At 35.1% G+C, this 13,721-nt stretch carries 24 protein-coding genes; all 24 read right to left on the bottom strand.

Annotation, left to right across the window (positions count from 1 at the left end):
* Positions 1–204: 204 nt before the first annotated feature.
* The 24 genes from rpsI to rplN all read right to left on the bottom strand — a co-directional run bounded on the left by rpsI (position 205) and on the right by rplN (position 13,715).
* On the bottom strand, positions 205–597 hold the full coding sequence (gene rpsI / locus AST02_RS09790; protein ID WP_002506992.1) for a 30S ribosomal protein S9: 393 nt from the start codon (positions 595–597) through the stop codon (positions 205–207).
* Positions 598–616: 19 nt separating this feature from the next.
* The gene (gene rplM, locus AST02_RS09785) at positions 617–1,054 is read right to left on the bottom strand and encodes a 50S ribosomal protein L13 (RefSeq protein ID WP_002506991.1); all 438 of its coding nucleotides are present in this window, start codon (positions 1,052–1,054) and stop codon (positions 617–619) included.
* A 207-nt stretch (positions 1,055–1,261) separates the two neighbouring features.
* Positions 1,262–2,065, bottom strand: coding sequence for a tRNA pseudouridine(38-40) synthase TruA (gene truA, locus AST02_RS09780; RefSeq protein ID WP_046466036.1), 804 nt, complete (start codon positions 2,063–2,065; stop codon positions 1,262–1,264).
* Between the two features lie 6 nt (positions 2,066–2,071).
* The gene (locus tag AST02_RS09775) at positions 2,072–2,878 is read right to left on the bottom strand and encodes an energy-coupling factor transporter transmembrane component T family protein (protein ID WP_069817644.1); all 807 of its coding nucleotides are present in this window, start codon (positions 2,876–2,878) and stop codon (positions 2,072–2,074) included.
* Positions 2,868–3,731, bottom strand: a complete 864-nt coding sequence (locus tag AST02_RS09770) for an energy-coupling factor transporter ATPase (RefSeq protein ID WP_046465811.1) — start codon at positions 3,729–3,731, stop codon at positions 2,868–2,870. Before AST02_RS09770 ends, AST02_RS09775 begins: the two co-directional genes overlap by 11 nt.
* Complete coding sequence (locus AST02_RS09765; RefSeq protein WP_069817643.1) at positions 3,728–4,537, bottom strand: energy-coupling factor transporter ATPase; 810 nt, start codon at positions 4,535–4,537, stop codon at positions 3,728–3,730. Before AST02_RS09765 ends, AST02_RS09770 begins: the two co-directional genes overlap by 4 nt.
* A 415-nt stretch (positions 4,538–4,952) precedes the next feature.
* Positions 4,953–5,321 (bottom strand): 50S ribosomal protein L17, encoded by a 369-nt coding sequence (gene rplQ, locus AST02_RS09760; protein WP_002506986.1) that lies wholly within the window; start codon positions 5,319–5,321, stop codon positions 4,953–4,955.
* Positions 5,322–5,339: 18 nt separating this feature from the next.
* On the bottom strand, positions 5,340–6,284 hold the full coding sequence (locus tag AST02_RS09755; protein ID WP_002506985.1) for a DNA-directed RNA polymerase subunit alpha: 945 nt from the start codon (positions 6,282–6,284) through the stop codon (positions 5,340–5,342).
* A 77-nt stretch (positions 6,285–6,361) separates the two neighbouring features.
* Positions 6,362–6,751: a 30S ribosomal protein S11 gene (gene rpsK, locus AST02_RS09750; RefSeq protein WP_002506984.1), complete on the bottom strand. Its 390-nt coding sequence runs from the start codon at positions 6,749–6,751 to the stop codon at positions 6,362–6,364.
* Positions 6,752–6,774: 23 nt separating this feature from the next.
* Complete coding sequence (gene rpsM / locus AST02_RS09745) at positions 6,775–7,140, bottom strand: 30S ribosomal protein S13 (RefSeq protein WP_002506983.1); 366 nt, start codon at positions 7,138–7,140, stop codon at positions 6,775–6,777.
* Between the two features lie 21 nt (positions 7,141–7,161).
* Positions 7,162–7,275: a 50S ribosomal protein L36 gene (gene rpmJ / locus AST02_RS09740; protein ID WP_002482634.1), complete on the bottom strand. Its 114-nt coding sequence runs from the start codon at positions 7,273–7,275 to the stop codon at positions 7,162–7,164.
* A gap of 31 nt (positions 7,276–7,306) precedes the next feature.
* Positions 7,307–7,525 (bottom strand): translation initiation factor IF-1, encoded by a 219-nt coding sequence (gene infA, locus AST02_RS09735; protein ID WP_001118443.1) that lies wholly within the window; start codon positions 7,523–7,525, stop codon positions 7,307–7,309.
* Between the two features lie 172 nt (positions 7,526–7,697).
* Positions 7,698–8,348 carry an adenylate kinase gene (locus AST02_RS09730; RefSeq protein ID WP_002506982.1) on the bottom strand — a complete coding sequence of 217 codons (651 nt, stop codon included), beginning with the start codon at positions 8,346–8,348 and terminating at the stop codon, positions 7,698–7,700.
* A gap of 17 nt (positions 8,349–8,365) precedes the next feature.
* Entirely contained in the window at positions 8,366–9,658 is a 1,293-nt protein-coding gene (secY, locus tag AST02_RS09725; RefSeq protein ID WP_046465813.1) for a preprotein translocase subunit SecY, read from the bottom strand.
* The gene (gene rplO, locus AST02_RS09720; RefSeq protein WP_046465814.1) at positions 9,658–10,098 is read right to left on the bottom strand and encodes a 50S ribosomal protein L15; all 441 of its coding nucleotides are present in this window, start codon (positions 10,096–10,098) and stop codon (positions 9,658–9,660) included. Before rplO ends, secY begins: the two co-directional genes overlap by 1 nt.
* A 16-nt stretch (positions 10,099–10,114) precedes the next feature.
* Positions 10,115–10,294 (bottom strand): 50S ribosomal protein L30, encoded by a 180-nt coding sequence (rpmD, locus tag AST02_RS09715; RefSeq protein WP_021338399.1) that lies wholly within the window; start codon positions 10,292–10,294, stop codon positions 10,115–10,117.
* 16 nt (positions 10,295–10,310) lie between these two features.
* A complete protein-coding gene (gene rpsE / locus AST02_RS09710) occupies positions 10,311–10,808 on the bottom strand; it encodes a 30S ribosomal protein S5 (protein ID WP_002506978.1) in 498 nt (165 codons plus the stop codon).
* Positions 10,809–10,828: 20 nt separating this feature from the next.
* Positions 10,829–11,191: a 50S ribosomal protein L18 gene (rplR, locus tag AST02_RS09705; protein WP_002506977.1), complete on the bottom strand. Its 363-nt coding sequence runs from the start codon at positions 11,189–11,191 to the stop codon at positions 10,829–10,831.
* 31 nt (positions 11,192–11,222) lie between these two features.
* Positions 11,223–11,759: a 50S ribosomal protein L6 gene (gene rplF, locus AST02_RS09700; protein WP_046465815.1), complete on the bottom strand. Its 537-nt coding sequence runs from the start codon at positions 11,757–11,759 to the stop codon at positions 11,223–11,225.
* A gap of 27 nt (positions 11,760–11,786) precedes the next feature.
* Positions 11,787–12,185, bottom strand: coding sequence for a 30S ribosomal protein S8 (gene rpsH / locus AST02_RS09695; protein ID WP_002506975.1), 399 nt, complete (start codon positions 12,183–12,185; stop codon positions 11,787–11,789).
* A 30-nt stretch (positions 12,186–12,215) separates the two neighbouring features.
* On the bottom strand, positions 12,216–12,401 hold the full coding sequence (locus AST02_RS09690; RefSeq protein WP_002482625.1) for a type Z 30S ribosomal protein S14: 186 nt from the start codon (positions 12,399–12,401) through the stop codon (positions 12,216–12,218).
* A gap of 21 nt (positions 12,402–12,422) precedes the next feature.
* The gene (gene rplE / locus AST02_RS09685) at positions 12,423–12,962 is read right to left on the bottom strand and encodes a 50S ribosomal protein L5 (protein ID WP_046465816.1); all 540 of its coding nucleotides are present in this window, start codon (positions 12,960–12,962) and stop codon (positions 12,423–12,425) included.
* A gap of 25 nt (positions 12,963–12,987) precedes the next feature.
* Positions 12,988–13,305 (bottom strand): 50S ribosomal protein L24, encoded by a 318-nt coding sequence (gene rplX / locus AST02_RS09680; protein WP_002506973.1) that lies wholly within the window; start codon positions 13,303–13,305, stop codon positions 12,988–12,990.
* 41 nt (positions 13,306–13,346) lie between these two features.
* Positions 13,347–13,715 carry a 50S ribosomal protein L14 gene (rplN, locus tag AST02_RS09675; RefSeq protein WP_002506972.1) on the bottom strand — a complete coding sequence of 123 codons (369 nt, stop codon included), beginning with the start codon at positions 13,713–13,715 and terminating at the stop codon, positions 13,347–13,349.
* Positions 13,716–13,721 lie beyond the last annotated feature (6 nt).

Raw genomic sequence — 13,721 nt, 5'->3', positions numbered from 1 at the left:
CCTTATATTATAGAGTTATTTTCTTTAATTACCCAACATCTTATCATACTTAACGTTTTAAAATAAATTTTTATTTTGTAATACAAAAAAAGCACTTTCCAATATAATTGGAAAGTGCTTTTTAATATCGAACACAAACTGTCTACACTAATTTGCGTACTGTATCTGGAAGCGAATAAGTTCGCAACAGTTGCAGTAGTAATATTAACGTTTTGAGAACTGTGGTGAACGACGAGCTTTTTTAAGACCTGGTTTTTTACGTTCTTTCATACGAGGATCACGAGTAAGTAATCCAGCGCGTTTTAAAGAACCTCTGTATTCAGGATCTGCTTCTAATAATGCACGAGCAATACCGTGACGGATTGCTTGAGCTTGTCCAGTAAATCCACCGCCGTGAACGTTAACTAAAACATCATAGTTACCTTTAGTTTCTGTAACATCAAACGGTTGGTTTATATCTAAAATTAATGATTCAAATGGTAAGTAGCTACGTACATCGCTGCCGTTAACAGTAATATTACCTTCACCTGGTACTAAACGTACACGTGCTACTGAGTTTTTACGACGGCCTGTGCCTTTATATTCAACTTGTGCCAATGTAATTTCCTCCTTTTAATTAACCACGTAACTCGTAGTTTTCTGGTTGTTGTGCAGCGTGTGGATGTTCAGCGCCACCATATACAAATAATTTTTTACCTTGTTTTTCACCTAAACGCGTGCTTGGTAGCATACCTTTAATTGAATTTTCAAGTAAACGTTCTGGGTTCTTAGCTTTTAACTCACCAGCAGAAATTGATTTAATTCCGCCTGGGTGGTTTGAGTGACGATAATACATTTTATCTTGTTCTTTGTTACCTGTAAAATGTATTTTTGAAGCGTTGATGATAATTACATAATCACCTGTATCAACGTGTGGTGTATAAGTTGCTTTATTTTTACCGCGTAAAATAGTTGCTACCTCTGATGATAAACGACCAAGTGTTTTATCTTCAGCATCAATAACATACCATTTGCGCTCAATGTTTGATTCATTAGCCATAAATGTTTGACGCATATAATTGTCCTCCTAGAATAAATAAATGTTTCTTGTTTAATAGTTATTACTTTTAAGTTTAGATGTCATTTATTTTGTTAATTTTTTGTTCTTGTTCTACGTGCTTCTATATCTTGTTACACAATAAGATTCCGGGGCTTATCGTGGGTGATATAAAACAATACCGTTAGTAATCGTATAATTTTTAAGCCGTTTTGTCAATCTTATTTAATCATTTTGTGATGATTTTTTTTGATGTATTTTTATATTACTACCAAAGTCATTGATTAACGCTGAAGGTGTCAAATAAATCCGCTCTAAATATAATCCTTCTGATGGTGCAGTATACGGCACCTGATTACGATCTTTCATCATTAATAGTTCAGGTACCTCTTCAGGATTACGCTTTCCTTTGCCAACTTCTAATAGAAACGCCATAAGCACACGTACCATATTATATAGGAATCCTGAGCCTGTGACAATATAATCTAGACCATTTTCTGTAATTTTAATTCGACTTTCATACAATGTGCGAACTTTACTCTCTACTTCTGTTTTTTGTGAACAAAAACCCGTAAAATCATGCGTTCCCACAAATAATTGAGCTGCCCTATTCATTTTTTCAATATCTAATGAATCAGTAATATATGTTTTTAAACCACATTGAAAAGGATCCTTATGCTCAGATTGATAAATTTTATAACGATAAGACTTGCCGACACAATCATATCTACAATGAAAATCATCGTCCACGAATGTTACATCATTCACATATACATCATCAGGCAAAGCGCGATTCATTACGTACTTCCATTGCGGTGCAGCGATGTTTAATTCCGTATCAAAATGAAAATATTGCTCTAGTGCATGAACACCTTTATCTGTTCTACTACTTGGGTGAATTCGCACATGACGTTTATGCATTCTTTTAAGTATTTTCTCAAACTGTTGTTGTACCGTTCTACCATTTTGTTGTATTTGAAAACCAAGAAACTGACTTCCTTGGTATGAAATATTTACTAAAACACGCATCATGCATTACACTCCTATATATTTTAAAACAAACAATATCACTGCTATTGGTATTAGTAATGTGAGTACTAATACATCTGTCCATCGCCATTGCAACTTACGATAACTCGTACGTTGTTTTTTAGTATCGTAGCCTCTTACTTCCATGGCGATAGCTAAATCTTCTGCTCTTTGAAACGCAGAAATAAACAATGGTATTAATAATGGTATAAATGCTTTTACTCGATTAACCAATCCTCCAGCGCTTATTTCTGAGCCACGAGATTTTTGAGCTAAAATAATTTTATCTAACTCATTCATCAGTGTCGGTATAAATCGCAATGCTATCGACATCATCATGCTCAACAGATGTACAGGTATTTTAACAAGTTTCAATGGTGATAATAACCTTTCAAATGCGTCTGTTAAGTCAATAGGACTTGTCGTTAGCGTTAATATCGTTGAAATCATAATGATGAACATAAGTCTCAAGACAATATAAATACCCTCTAAAATACCATTTGTATCGATGGAGATAAATGAAAGCTCAAATATTCTTGTGCCACCTTTGGTTAGAAACAAATGCATTAGAAAGGTAAAGATGAGAAATATCCAAATTGGTGTCAATCCTTTTACTAAAAACCATAATTTAATATGAGCTAATTTCATAAAACTTAATATTAATAGAAACAACCAAAAATAAGTAGCAAACGAATGTGCAAAAAAGATTAATACAATAAATAAGAAGACAAATATCAATTTTGAACGAGGGTCCAAACGATGGATTATTGTATCTAACGGAAGATAGCGACCTATGATAAATTTATCTCTCATGTTGTTGCCACTCCTTATACATTTCAATAAATTCTGCTTCAGTTAATGCGATTTTATTAAAATAATATTGATGTTTATCTTCAATATCTCTTTGCAGTTTCACAATGTTTGGTACATCTAAGTGCATTTGATTCACGTAATTCGTATCACTAAATAGTTTACGTGGTGTACATGAATCAATAAGTTTGCCATTGCTCATAATTTTAACTTCATCTACATATTTGGCTACATCATTCATTTCATGCGTTACAAGGATGATTGTTTTTTGTTGTTCTACTTGAAGTTTTTTTATTAATTCCATGATTTGTTTTCTACTCTTTGGATCAAGGCCTGCAGTAGGTTCATCTAAAATAACAATGTCTGGATCCATTGCCAATATTGATGTAATTGCAATCTTTCTCATTTGACCACCTGACATTTGAAAAGGAGACTGCTGCAATACATCCCTATTAAAACCAAATTCTAATAGTAAACGAAACGCACGTTCTTTTACTTCGTTAAGAGGCATATTAAAGTTTTGAGGACCAAAAAGAATCTCTCTTTCAACTGAATCTTCGAATAGCTGTGACTCTGGAAATTGAAATACAACCCCTACTCGTTTACGTACTTGCTTTAAAAACTTATCTTTAGTCTTATGGGTGATTGTTATATCATCTACTTCTAACGCACCATTAGTTGGCTTTAAAAGACCATTGAAATGCTGAATCAATGTCGATTTACCAGAACCAGTTTGTCCTATCACAGCATAGTATTTCCCTTTTTCAAATGACGTGACAATGTCTTCCAACGCGAGATACTCAAACGGTGTGCCATTTTGATATACATAACTAACTTGGTTAAAATGAACCGTCATAATTTTCTTACCAACCCTTCATAAGTTATGTAATCAGTAACGCCTAATAACTGCTGATTCATCCGCATTGAAAATGGAAGGTCTAAACCAATCTTTGTGAGTTCATTACCATCACTAAAAATTTCTTGTGGTAAGCCCGATTGATATACAGTACCTTCATTTAATACCACTACATGGTCGGCCTCTACTGCTTCTGACAAATCATGTGTAATAGAAATAATCGTAACATCTTTATCGTCTTTTAAACGATGAATCAATGAAAGTAATTCATTTCTACCAGCAGGGTCTAACATAGATGTAGCTTCGTCTAATATAATGATATCTGTATTCAAAGCGAGAACCCCTGCAATTGCAACACGTTGCTTTTGGCCTCCTGAGAGAGACTGGGGTTCATATGTAGCCCGATCTAACATTTCTACGTCAGCTAATGCTTCAGGCACAATAGTCTGCATGCTTTCATATGTTACGCCATTATTTTCTAAACCAAATGCAACGTCATACTCCACTGTAGACCCTACAAATTGATTTTCAGGATTTTGGAACACAATGCCAATGTGCTGTCTTAGGTAATTCAAATTATCTTCGTGAACTAATCTATTACGCAAATAAATATCACCATCAAATGGTGATTCTATGCCTATCATGAGTTTGGCGATAGTAGATTTACCTGAGCCATTATGTCCTACAATTGATGTCCATTGTCCTTTTGGAATCTCAAAAGATACATCATTTAACGCAAATCGTTCATCACTATTATATTTAAATGAAACATGGTTAAATGTAATAATATTATCTCGCGTTTCCATATCAATTGCCTCCCAAAATTTATATTCATCATTGTTGTATACTTATCCTATTTTACATGAAACTTTCTAAAGAAGCACTAGTAAAGTCTAAAGAAACACTGCTATAAAGAAGTACTTTAAAACTTTTATAATATAGCTCTTTTGACATTTGCGCATTAGTGTAAGTGTTCATCCTTTACTAATGTGTTAACTTCAGAGGTTCATAGTTGATTTGCAATTGCATAAGGCCCCCTCAATTCCTACAGAATTGAGGGGGCCTTATAAATAAAAAAAGCGCGCACCCCATCATATTTTTGAGTTCACGCTTTAAAGTTTATTAAGTTTGATGGGGTACTCTGAGCTAGACAATATTTGTATGTGGCAAACATTATCGTTGCACTCATTTGCTTTATACATAGTAGTACGTATATTTAAATTAAACTAATTCGATAATTACTGATTCAGCTCCGTCACCGCGACGAGGGCCTACTTTAAGAATACGAGTGTAACCGCCTTGACGTTCTGTATAACGTTCAGCAACTTCACCGAATAATTTTTGTAGTGCAGTTTGAATTGATTCATCATCATTTAAGATTTCAACATTACGTAAAGTTTTAGCAGCTTGACGACGAGAAGCTAAATCTCCTTTTTTACCTAAAGTGATTAATTTTTCAACAACACTACGTAGTTCTTTTGCACGTGCTTCTGTAGTTTCAACACGTTCACTAACGATAAGTGAAGTAGCTAAATCGCGTAACATAGCTTTACGTTGATCAGAAGTACGACCTAATTTTCTGTAACCCATGAGTTAACCTCCTTTATATTAATCTTCTTTTCTTAAGCCTAAACCTAAATCTTCAAGTTTATATTTAACTTCTTCTAAAGATTTACGACCTAAATTACGGACTTTCATCATATCAGCTTCTGATTTATCAGCTAACTCTTGTACAGAGTTGATACCTGCGCGTTTTAAACAGTTGTAAGAACGTACAGATAAATCTAATTCCTCAATTGACATTTCAAGAACTTTTTCTTTTTGATCTTCTTCTTTTTCAATCATGATTTCAGCATTTTGTGCTTCATCAGTTAATCCAACAAAGATATTCAAATGTTCAGTTAAGATTTTTGCAGCTAATGAAACAGACTCTTGTGGCGTTATAGAACCATTAGTCCAAACATCTAACGTTAATTTATCAAAATCACTACTTTGACCTACGCGTGTGTTTTCTACAGTATAGTTAACACGTTCTACAGGTGAATATAATGAATCAACTGGAATTACACCAATTGGTAAATCACTAGTGTTATTTTGTTCTGCTAATGCGTAGCCTCTACCTTTATTCGCAACGAGACGGATTTTTAAATGTCCACCTTTAGAAACAGTTGCAATTTTAATCTCAGGATTCAGTATCTCTACATCACTATCATGAGTAATGTCACTTGCAGTTACTTCGCCTTCATCTTTAACATCGATTTCCAAAGTTTTTTCTTCTTCAGAATAGATTTTTAATGCTAATTTTTTGATGTTCATAATAATTGCAGAAACATCTTCAACAACATTATCTATAGCTGAGAATTCATGTAATACGCCTTCGATTTCAATGTATTTAACGGCTGCACCTGGTAATGAAGATAGTAGGATACGACGTAAGGAGTTTCCTAGTGTAGTACCGTAGCCACGTTCTAGTGGTTCAACAACGAACTTACCGAATTTAGCATCATCACTAATTTCAATTGTTTCAATTCTAGGTTTTTCGATTTCAATCATTTACAAATATCCTCCTTGATTACGTCGACTTGATTTGTACTGTAATTTCTCAGTGACCTGCGACAATAACAATAAAATTATACGCGACGACGTTTTGGTGGACGACAACCATTATGTGGAACTGGAGTAACGTCACGGATTGCAGTTACATCTAATCCAGCTGATTGTAACGCACGGATAGCTGATTCACGACCAGGACCTGGGCCTTTTACAGTGACTTCAACAGATTTCAAACCATGTTCCATAGCTGATTTAGCAGCAGTTTCTGATGCCATTTGAGCTGCGAATGGAGTTGATTTTTTTGATCCTTTGAATCCAAGTGCACCTGCTGATGACCATGATAACGCATTACCAAATTCATCAGTAATTGTTACGATTGTATTATTGAATGTTGAACGGATGTGAGCCACACCATTTTCAATATTCTTTTTCACTCTACGTTTACGAGATACTTGTTTACGTGCCATTTAAATTTTGCCTCCTTTACCTATTATTTTTTCTTGTTAGCTACAGTTTTAACTGGGCCTTTACGAGTACGAGCATTGTTCTTAGTCTTTTGTCCGCGTACTGGTAAGCCACGACGGTGACGGATACCACGGTATGATGAGATTTCCATTAAACGTTTAATGTTTAAGTTTTGCTCACGACGTAAGTCACCTTCTACTTTATAGCTATCTACTACTTCACGGATACGACCTAATTCATCATCAGTTAATTCGTTAACGCGTGTATCTGGTGAAACGTTAGCTTCTTCAGCAATTTTATTCGCTGTAGTAGTACCGATACCATATACATAAGTTAATGAAATAACAATACGTTTTTCACGTGGAATATCTACTCCTGCAATACGTGCCATAATTATTTACACCTCTCTTTATTAGCCTTGTCTTTGTTTATGTTTTGGGTTGCTACAAATTACCATTACTTTACCTTTACGTTTAATGACTTTACATTTTTCGCAAATTGGTTTTACTGATGGTCTTACTTTCATTTTAATACCTCCCTATATTATGGAGTGACGATTATTTATAACGATACGTAATTCTTCCGCGCGTTAAATCGTACGGAGACATTTCTACAGTTACTTTGTCGCCAGGCAGAATACGAATATAATTCATTCTGATTTTACCACTTACGTGAGCTAAAATCTCATGACCATTTTCTAATTCTACTTTAAACATTGCATTTGGTAAAGTATCTAACACAGTACCTTCTAATTCAATAACATCTTGTTTAGCCATTTATTAACTTCCCCCTTTTTGCAATAGTTGGTTATCGTCAACAATCAACTCTAACCATACGAGTCTATAAGTGTTGTTAATAAGTTTAACAAAATTAAAATGAATTACTATATCGCATTGTCACTCTTATTCAATTATACTTTCGACATTCCATAGACCGTACAAGTTGATATTATTTTAAGTTTTCTAAGATATCGATAACGTCTTCAGTAACGACTTTAATATCTCTTGAACCATCAATGTTTTTTAATACTTTTTTATTATCATAGAATTCTAAGATAGGTTTAGACTGTTTAACATTGACATTTAAACGATTTGCAACTGTTTCTGGGTTGTCATCTTCACGTTGGTATAATTTACCACCATCAAGATCACAAATACCTTCAACTTTAGGAGGATTGAATACAAGATGATAAGTTGTTCCGCATTTTTCGCAAATTCTACGACCAGTTAGGCGGTTCATTAATTCTTCTTCAGCTACCTCTATATTGATAACAGCATCAATTTTTCTATCTAATTCTTGCATAATTTCATTTAATGCTTCAGCTTGTTCAATAGTACGAGGAAAGCCATCAAGTAAGAATCCTTTTTTTGCATCGTCTTCAGAAATTCTATCTTTAACGATGCCCACAGTTACTTCATCAGGGACTAATTCTCCACGATCCATGAATGATTTAGCTTCTTTGCCTAAATCTGTTCCATCTTTAATCGCTTTTCTGAACATGTCTCCAGTAGATATGTGTGGAATTGGGAATTTCTTTACAATTTCACTCGCTTGAGTTCCTTTACCTGCACCAGGTAAACCCATTAAAATGATATTCATAAGTGCCCTCCTACAATTTATCTACCACCAAAGCCTCTATAATCTTTCTGAGTCACTTGAGCTTCAAGACTCTTCATTGTTTCAATTGCTACACCAATTACAATAAGTAAGCTAGTACCACCAAGCTGAATAGATTGAGGTAAGCTCATTACTTTAGTAGCAATGATTGGCAGAATCGCAATTACAGCTAAGAATATTGACCCTACAAATGTTAAACGATAGAGAACTCCAGTAATATATTTTTTTGTTTGTTCACCAGGTCTAATACCTGGAACATAACTTCCTTGTTTCTTGAGATTATCTGACATCTTTCCAGGATTGACTTGAACAAATGCATAGAAGTATGTGAACGCAATAATAAGCACCACATAAACAATCATACCGATATTACTCGATGGATTTGCCACGTCTGAAATCTTCTGCGCCCAACTAGCGTCAGGGAAGAACAATGTTAATGTTCTAGGTAACAAGAAGAATGCCATTGCAAAGATAACCGGGATAACCCCAGCAGCGTTAACTTTCAAAGGTAAATATGTTGCTTGTGAACCTAATCGTTGTGTTGATTGCTTTTTCGCATATTGAATTGGAATTTTACGAATAGCTTGTAATACAAATATTGCACCGACTGTTAATAATACCATTCCAATAACTAATCCTAGAACTTTTAACCATGCCATTGTAGTATCATCTTGACCTACGAATGACTGTTGATAGAACTGAATTAATGATGAAGGTAGTGATGACAAAATACCACCAAAGATGATAATTGAAATACCATTACCGACACCGAATTGAGTGATTTGGTCACCCATCCAAATTAAGAATGCTGTACCAGCTGTTAATACAACAGCGATTAATAAATAACTAAGGATTGATTGATCAATAATCAATTGACCCTTTAGATAATTATTAAATTGGAACGCCATACCAATTGATTGGATAAAGGCAAGTACAATAGCAAAATAACGTGTGATGTTTGTAAGTTTCTTTCTACCTGCATCACCTTGTTTTGCCCACTCAGAAAACTTCGGAACAATATCCATTTGTAATAGCTGCATCACAATTGATGCAGTAATGTAAGGCATTATACCCATGGCAAAGATTGAGAAATTCTGCAAGGCTCCGCCACCAAATGTATTTAATAAATCAGTGACACCTTGAGATCCTTGTCTACTGTCAAAAGCAGCTGGATTTACACCAGGTGCTGGAATATAAGTACCTATCTTAAAAATAACTAACATTGCGAGAGTAAAAAAGATCTTGTTACGAACTTCTTTAGTTTTAAAGAAGCTCACAAGCGTTTGAAACATTAGATCACCTCGTGTGCTCCGCCTTTTGCATCAATAGCATCTACTGCAGACGCAGAGAATTTGTTAGCTTTCACAGTTAACTTTTTGTCTAGTGAACCTTTACCTAGTACTTTAATACCAGATTTTTCGTTCTTAACTACACCAGATTCTACTAATAAAGCAGGAGTTACTTCAGTACCATCCTCAAATTTATTAAGTTGGTCTAAGTTAACAATAGCATATTCCTTACGGTTAATGTTAGTAAAACCTCGTTTTGGTAAACGACGGAATAATGGTAATTGACCACCTTCGAAACCTGGTCTTACACTACCACCTGAACGTGATTTTTGACCTTTTTGTCCACGGCCACTAGTTTTACCGTTACCAGTTGCTGCACCACGTCCAACACGGTTACGTACTTTACGAGAACCTTCTGACGGTTTTAGCTCATGTAATTTCATTTCGGCACCTCCTTAATTATTTTTCTTCTACTGTCACTAAGTGACTTATTTTGTTGATTTGCCCACGAATAGCAGGGTTATCTTCAACAACTACTGAAGAGTTCGTTTTTTTCAAACCTAGAGCTTCAACAGTTTTACGTTGTGTTTCTGGACGACCTATAACACTACGAGTGAGGGTAATTTGTACTTTAGCCATAACTTATTTTCCCTCCTTAATTGTATAATTCTTCTACTGATTTGCCGCGTAATTTCGCAACTTCTTCAGCATTTTTAAGGTTTTTTAATCCATTAATTGTTGCACGAACCATGTTGATTGGTGTATTTGATCCTAAAGATTTACTTAAGATATCAGTGATACCAGCTAATTCTAATACCGCACGAACAGGGCCACCTGCAATAACACCAGTACCTGGTGCTGCTGGTTTCATTAAAACATTACCTGAACTGAAACGACCATTAATAATGTGAGGTGTTGTACCTTCAACACGTGGAACAACTACTAAATCTTTCTTAGCTGCTTCTACTGCTTTTTTGATTGCTTCTGGCACTTCTTGTGCTTTACCAGTACCGAATCCAACGCGACCGTTTTTATCTCCAACCACTACTAAAGCAGTGAAACGGAAACGACGACCACCTTTTACAACTTTAGCAACACGGTTAATTGTAACAACGCGTTCTTCAAATTCTTTCACTTCTTCTCTACGAGCCATGTAAATGTCCCTCCTTCAAATTAAAATTCTAATCCATTTTCACGAGCTGCATCTGCTAAGGCTTTAACACGGCCATGGTATAAATATCCTCCACGGTCAAAAACAATTGTTTTAATACCTTTATCGCTAGCTCTTTTAGCTACAGTTTCGCCGACTTTAGCTGAAAGTTCAACTTTTGAACCTGTTTCATTTGCTAAGTCTTTTTCTTGTGTTGATGCTTGTGCTAATGTTTTGCCATTAACATCATCGATAACTTGTGCGTAAATATGTTTGTTTGAACGATAGATGTTTAAACGTGGTTTTTCAGCTGTGCCTGACAATTTATTACGGACACGAGCATGTCTTTTCAAACGCACTTGGTTTTTATCTATTTTGCTGATCATTTTATTACTCCTTTCTTCTGAAAGTTATTTATTATTTACCAGTTTTACCTTCTTTACGGCGAACGAATTCTCCTTGATAGCGAATTCCTTTACCTTTATACGGTTCTGGTGGTCTTGTTGCACGAATGTTTGAAGCGATAGCGCCAACTGCTTCTTTAGAAATACCAGTTACTGTAACTTTAGTATTTTTTTCAACAGCGAAACTAACACCATTATCAGCTTTAATTTCAACTGGGTGTGAATAGCCAACATTAAGGATTAAGTTTTCACCTTGCATTTGAGCACGGTAACCTACACCTACTAGTTCTAATGTTTTTTGGTATCCTTCTTTAACACCGATGATCATATTATTAATTAAAGTACGAGTTGTACCATGTACTGTTTTATCATCTTTAGAATCAGATGGTCTCACAACTTCTAAAGTACTTTCATCTTGTTTATATGTCATTCTTTCATCCATAGTTTTAAACAATTCACCTTTAGGACCTTTAACAGTTACTGTATTGCCTTCAATAGTTACTGTTACGTCACTAGGGATGTCAATAATTTTTTTACCAACACGACTCATGTTATCGCACCTCCTTGTTATTTATTATTACCAAACGTAACCTAGGATTTCTCCGCCGATATTACGTTTTCTTGCTTCTTTATCAGTGATAACACCTTCTGAAGTAGAAACTAATGCAATGCCAAGACCGTTAAGTACTTTAGGTACTTCGTTAGCTTTAGCATAAACACGTAAACCTGGTTTAGAAATACGTTTTAATCCAGTGATAACACGTTCATTGTTTTGACCATATTTAAGGAATAAACGGATAACCCCTTGTTTATCGTCTTCAACAAATTCTACGTTTTTAATGAAACCTTCACTTTTTAAAATTTCAGCAATTTCTTTTTTAATGTTTGAAGCAGGTAATTCTAATTTATCGTGACGCACCATGTTGGCGTTTCTTACACGAGTTAGCATATCTGCAATTGGATCGTTGATTGTCATTGATTGTTGCCTCCTTTCAGACTTTTTATATTACCAGCTAGCTTTACGAACGCCAGGGATTTGGCCTTTATAAGCTAATTCACGGAAACAAATACGGCATAATTTGAATTTACGATATACGGAATGTGGACGACCACAGCGTTCACAACGAGTATATTCACGTACTTGGAACTTTTGTTTTTTTTGTTGCTTAGCAACCATTGAAGTTTTAGCCACTTAATTAGCCTCCTTTAGAGATTATTTTTGAAATGGCATACCGAATTGTGTTAACAATTCACGAGCTTCCTCGTCAGTGTTAGCAGTTGTTACGATAACGATATCCATTCCTCGTATTTTACTTACTCGGTCATAGTCGATTTCAGGGAAAATTAATTGTTCTTTAACACCTAAAGTGTAGTTACCTCTGCCATCAAATGCAGATTTAGATACACCACGGAAGTCACGTACACGAGGTAGTGATACAGAAATTAATTTATCTAAAAAGTCATACATTCTTTCACCACGTAAAGTTGTTTTAGCACCAATTGGCATACCTTCACGTAAACGGAATGTTGCAACAGATTTTTTAGCTTTTGTGATTAATGGTTTTTGACCAGTGATAGCTTGTAATTCCTCTACAGCATCATCTAATACTTTAGTATTTTGTACAGCGTCACCGACACCCATATTTACTACGATTTTATCAATTTGCGGCACTTCCATTACTGAACTATAGTTGAAATGTTTCACTAAGTTTTGAGTAACTTCAGAGTTGAATTTTTCTTTTAAACGGTTCACAGTGGATCCTCCTTTCAATTAGTTATTAATTATTAGTTTTGATTTCTTCGCCTGATTTTTTAGCGATACGAACTTTTTTGCCATCTTCGAATTTATAACCTACGCGTGTTGGTTCATTCGTTTTAGGATCTAATAATTGTACGTTAGAAACATGGATTGCTGCCTCTGTTTCTAAGATTCCACCTTCAGGATTAAATTGAGTTGGTTTTTGGTGCTTTTTGATTGTATTGACACCTTCCACAACGACACGGTCTTTTTTAGGTTCAGTTGCAACAACTTTACCTTCTTTACCTTTGTCTTTACCTGCGATAACTTTTACGTTGTCACCTTTTTTGATATGCATGTGTGGCACCTCCTTAAATTTATATATTTATAAATGTATTATTAAAGTACTTCTGGAGCTAATGATACAATTTTCATGAAGTTGCCTTCACGTAATTCACGTGCAACAGGTCCAAAGATACGAGTACCGCGTGGGCCTTTATCGTCGCGAATAATGACACATGCATTTTCATCAAATTTGATGTATGAACCATCGTTACGACGTACGCCTGATTTAGTACGTACGATAACAGCTTTAACTACTTCACCTTTTTTGACAACGCCACCTGGTGTAGCATTTTTAACACTTACTACGATAACGTCACCAATATTCGCTGTTTTACGACCAGATCCACCTAATACCTTAATTGTAAGAACTTCACGTGCACCAGAGTTATCTGCTACTTTTAATCGTGTTTCTTGTTGGATCATGAGTTA

Source organism: Staphylococcus equorum (assembly GCF_001747895.1).
Taxonomy (GTDB): Bacteria; Bacillota; Bacilli; order Staphylococcales; family Staphylococcaceae; genus Staphylococcus; species Staphylococcus equorum_A.
The sequence above is the reverse complement of the archived record's forward strand: the minus strand, read 5'-3'. Positions and strand labels throughout refer to the sequence as shown.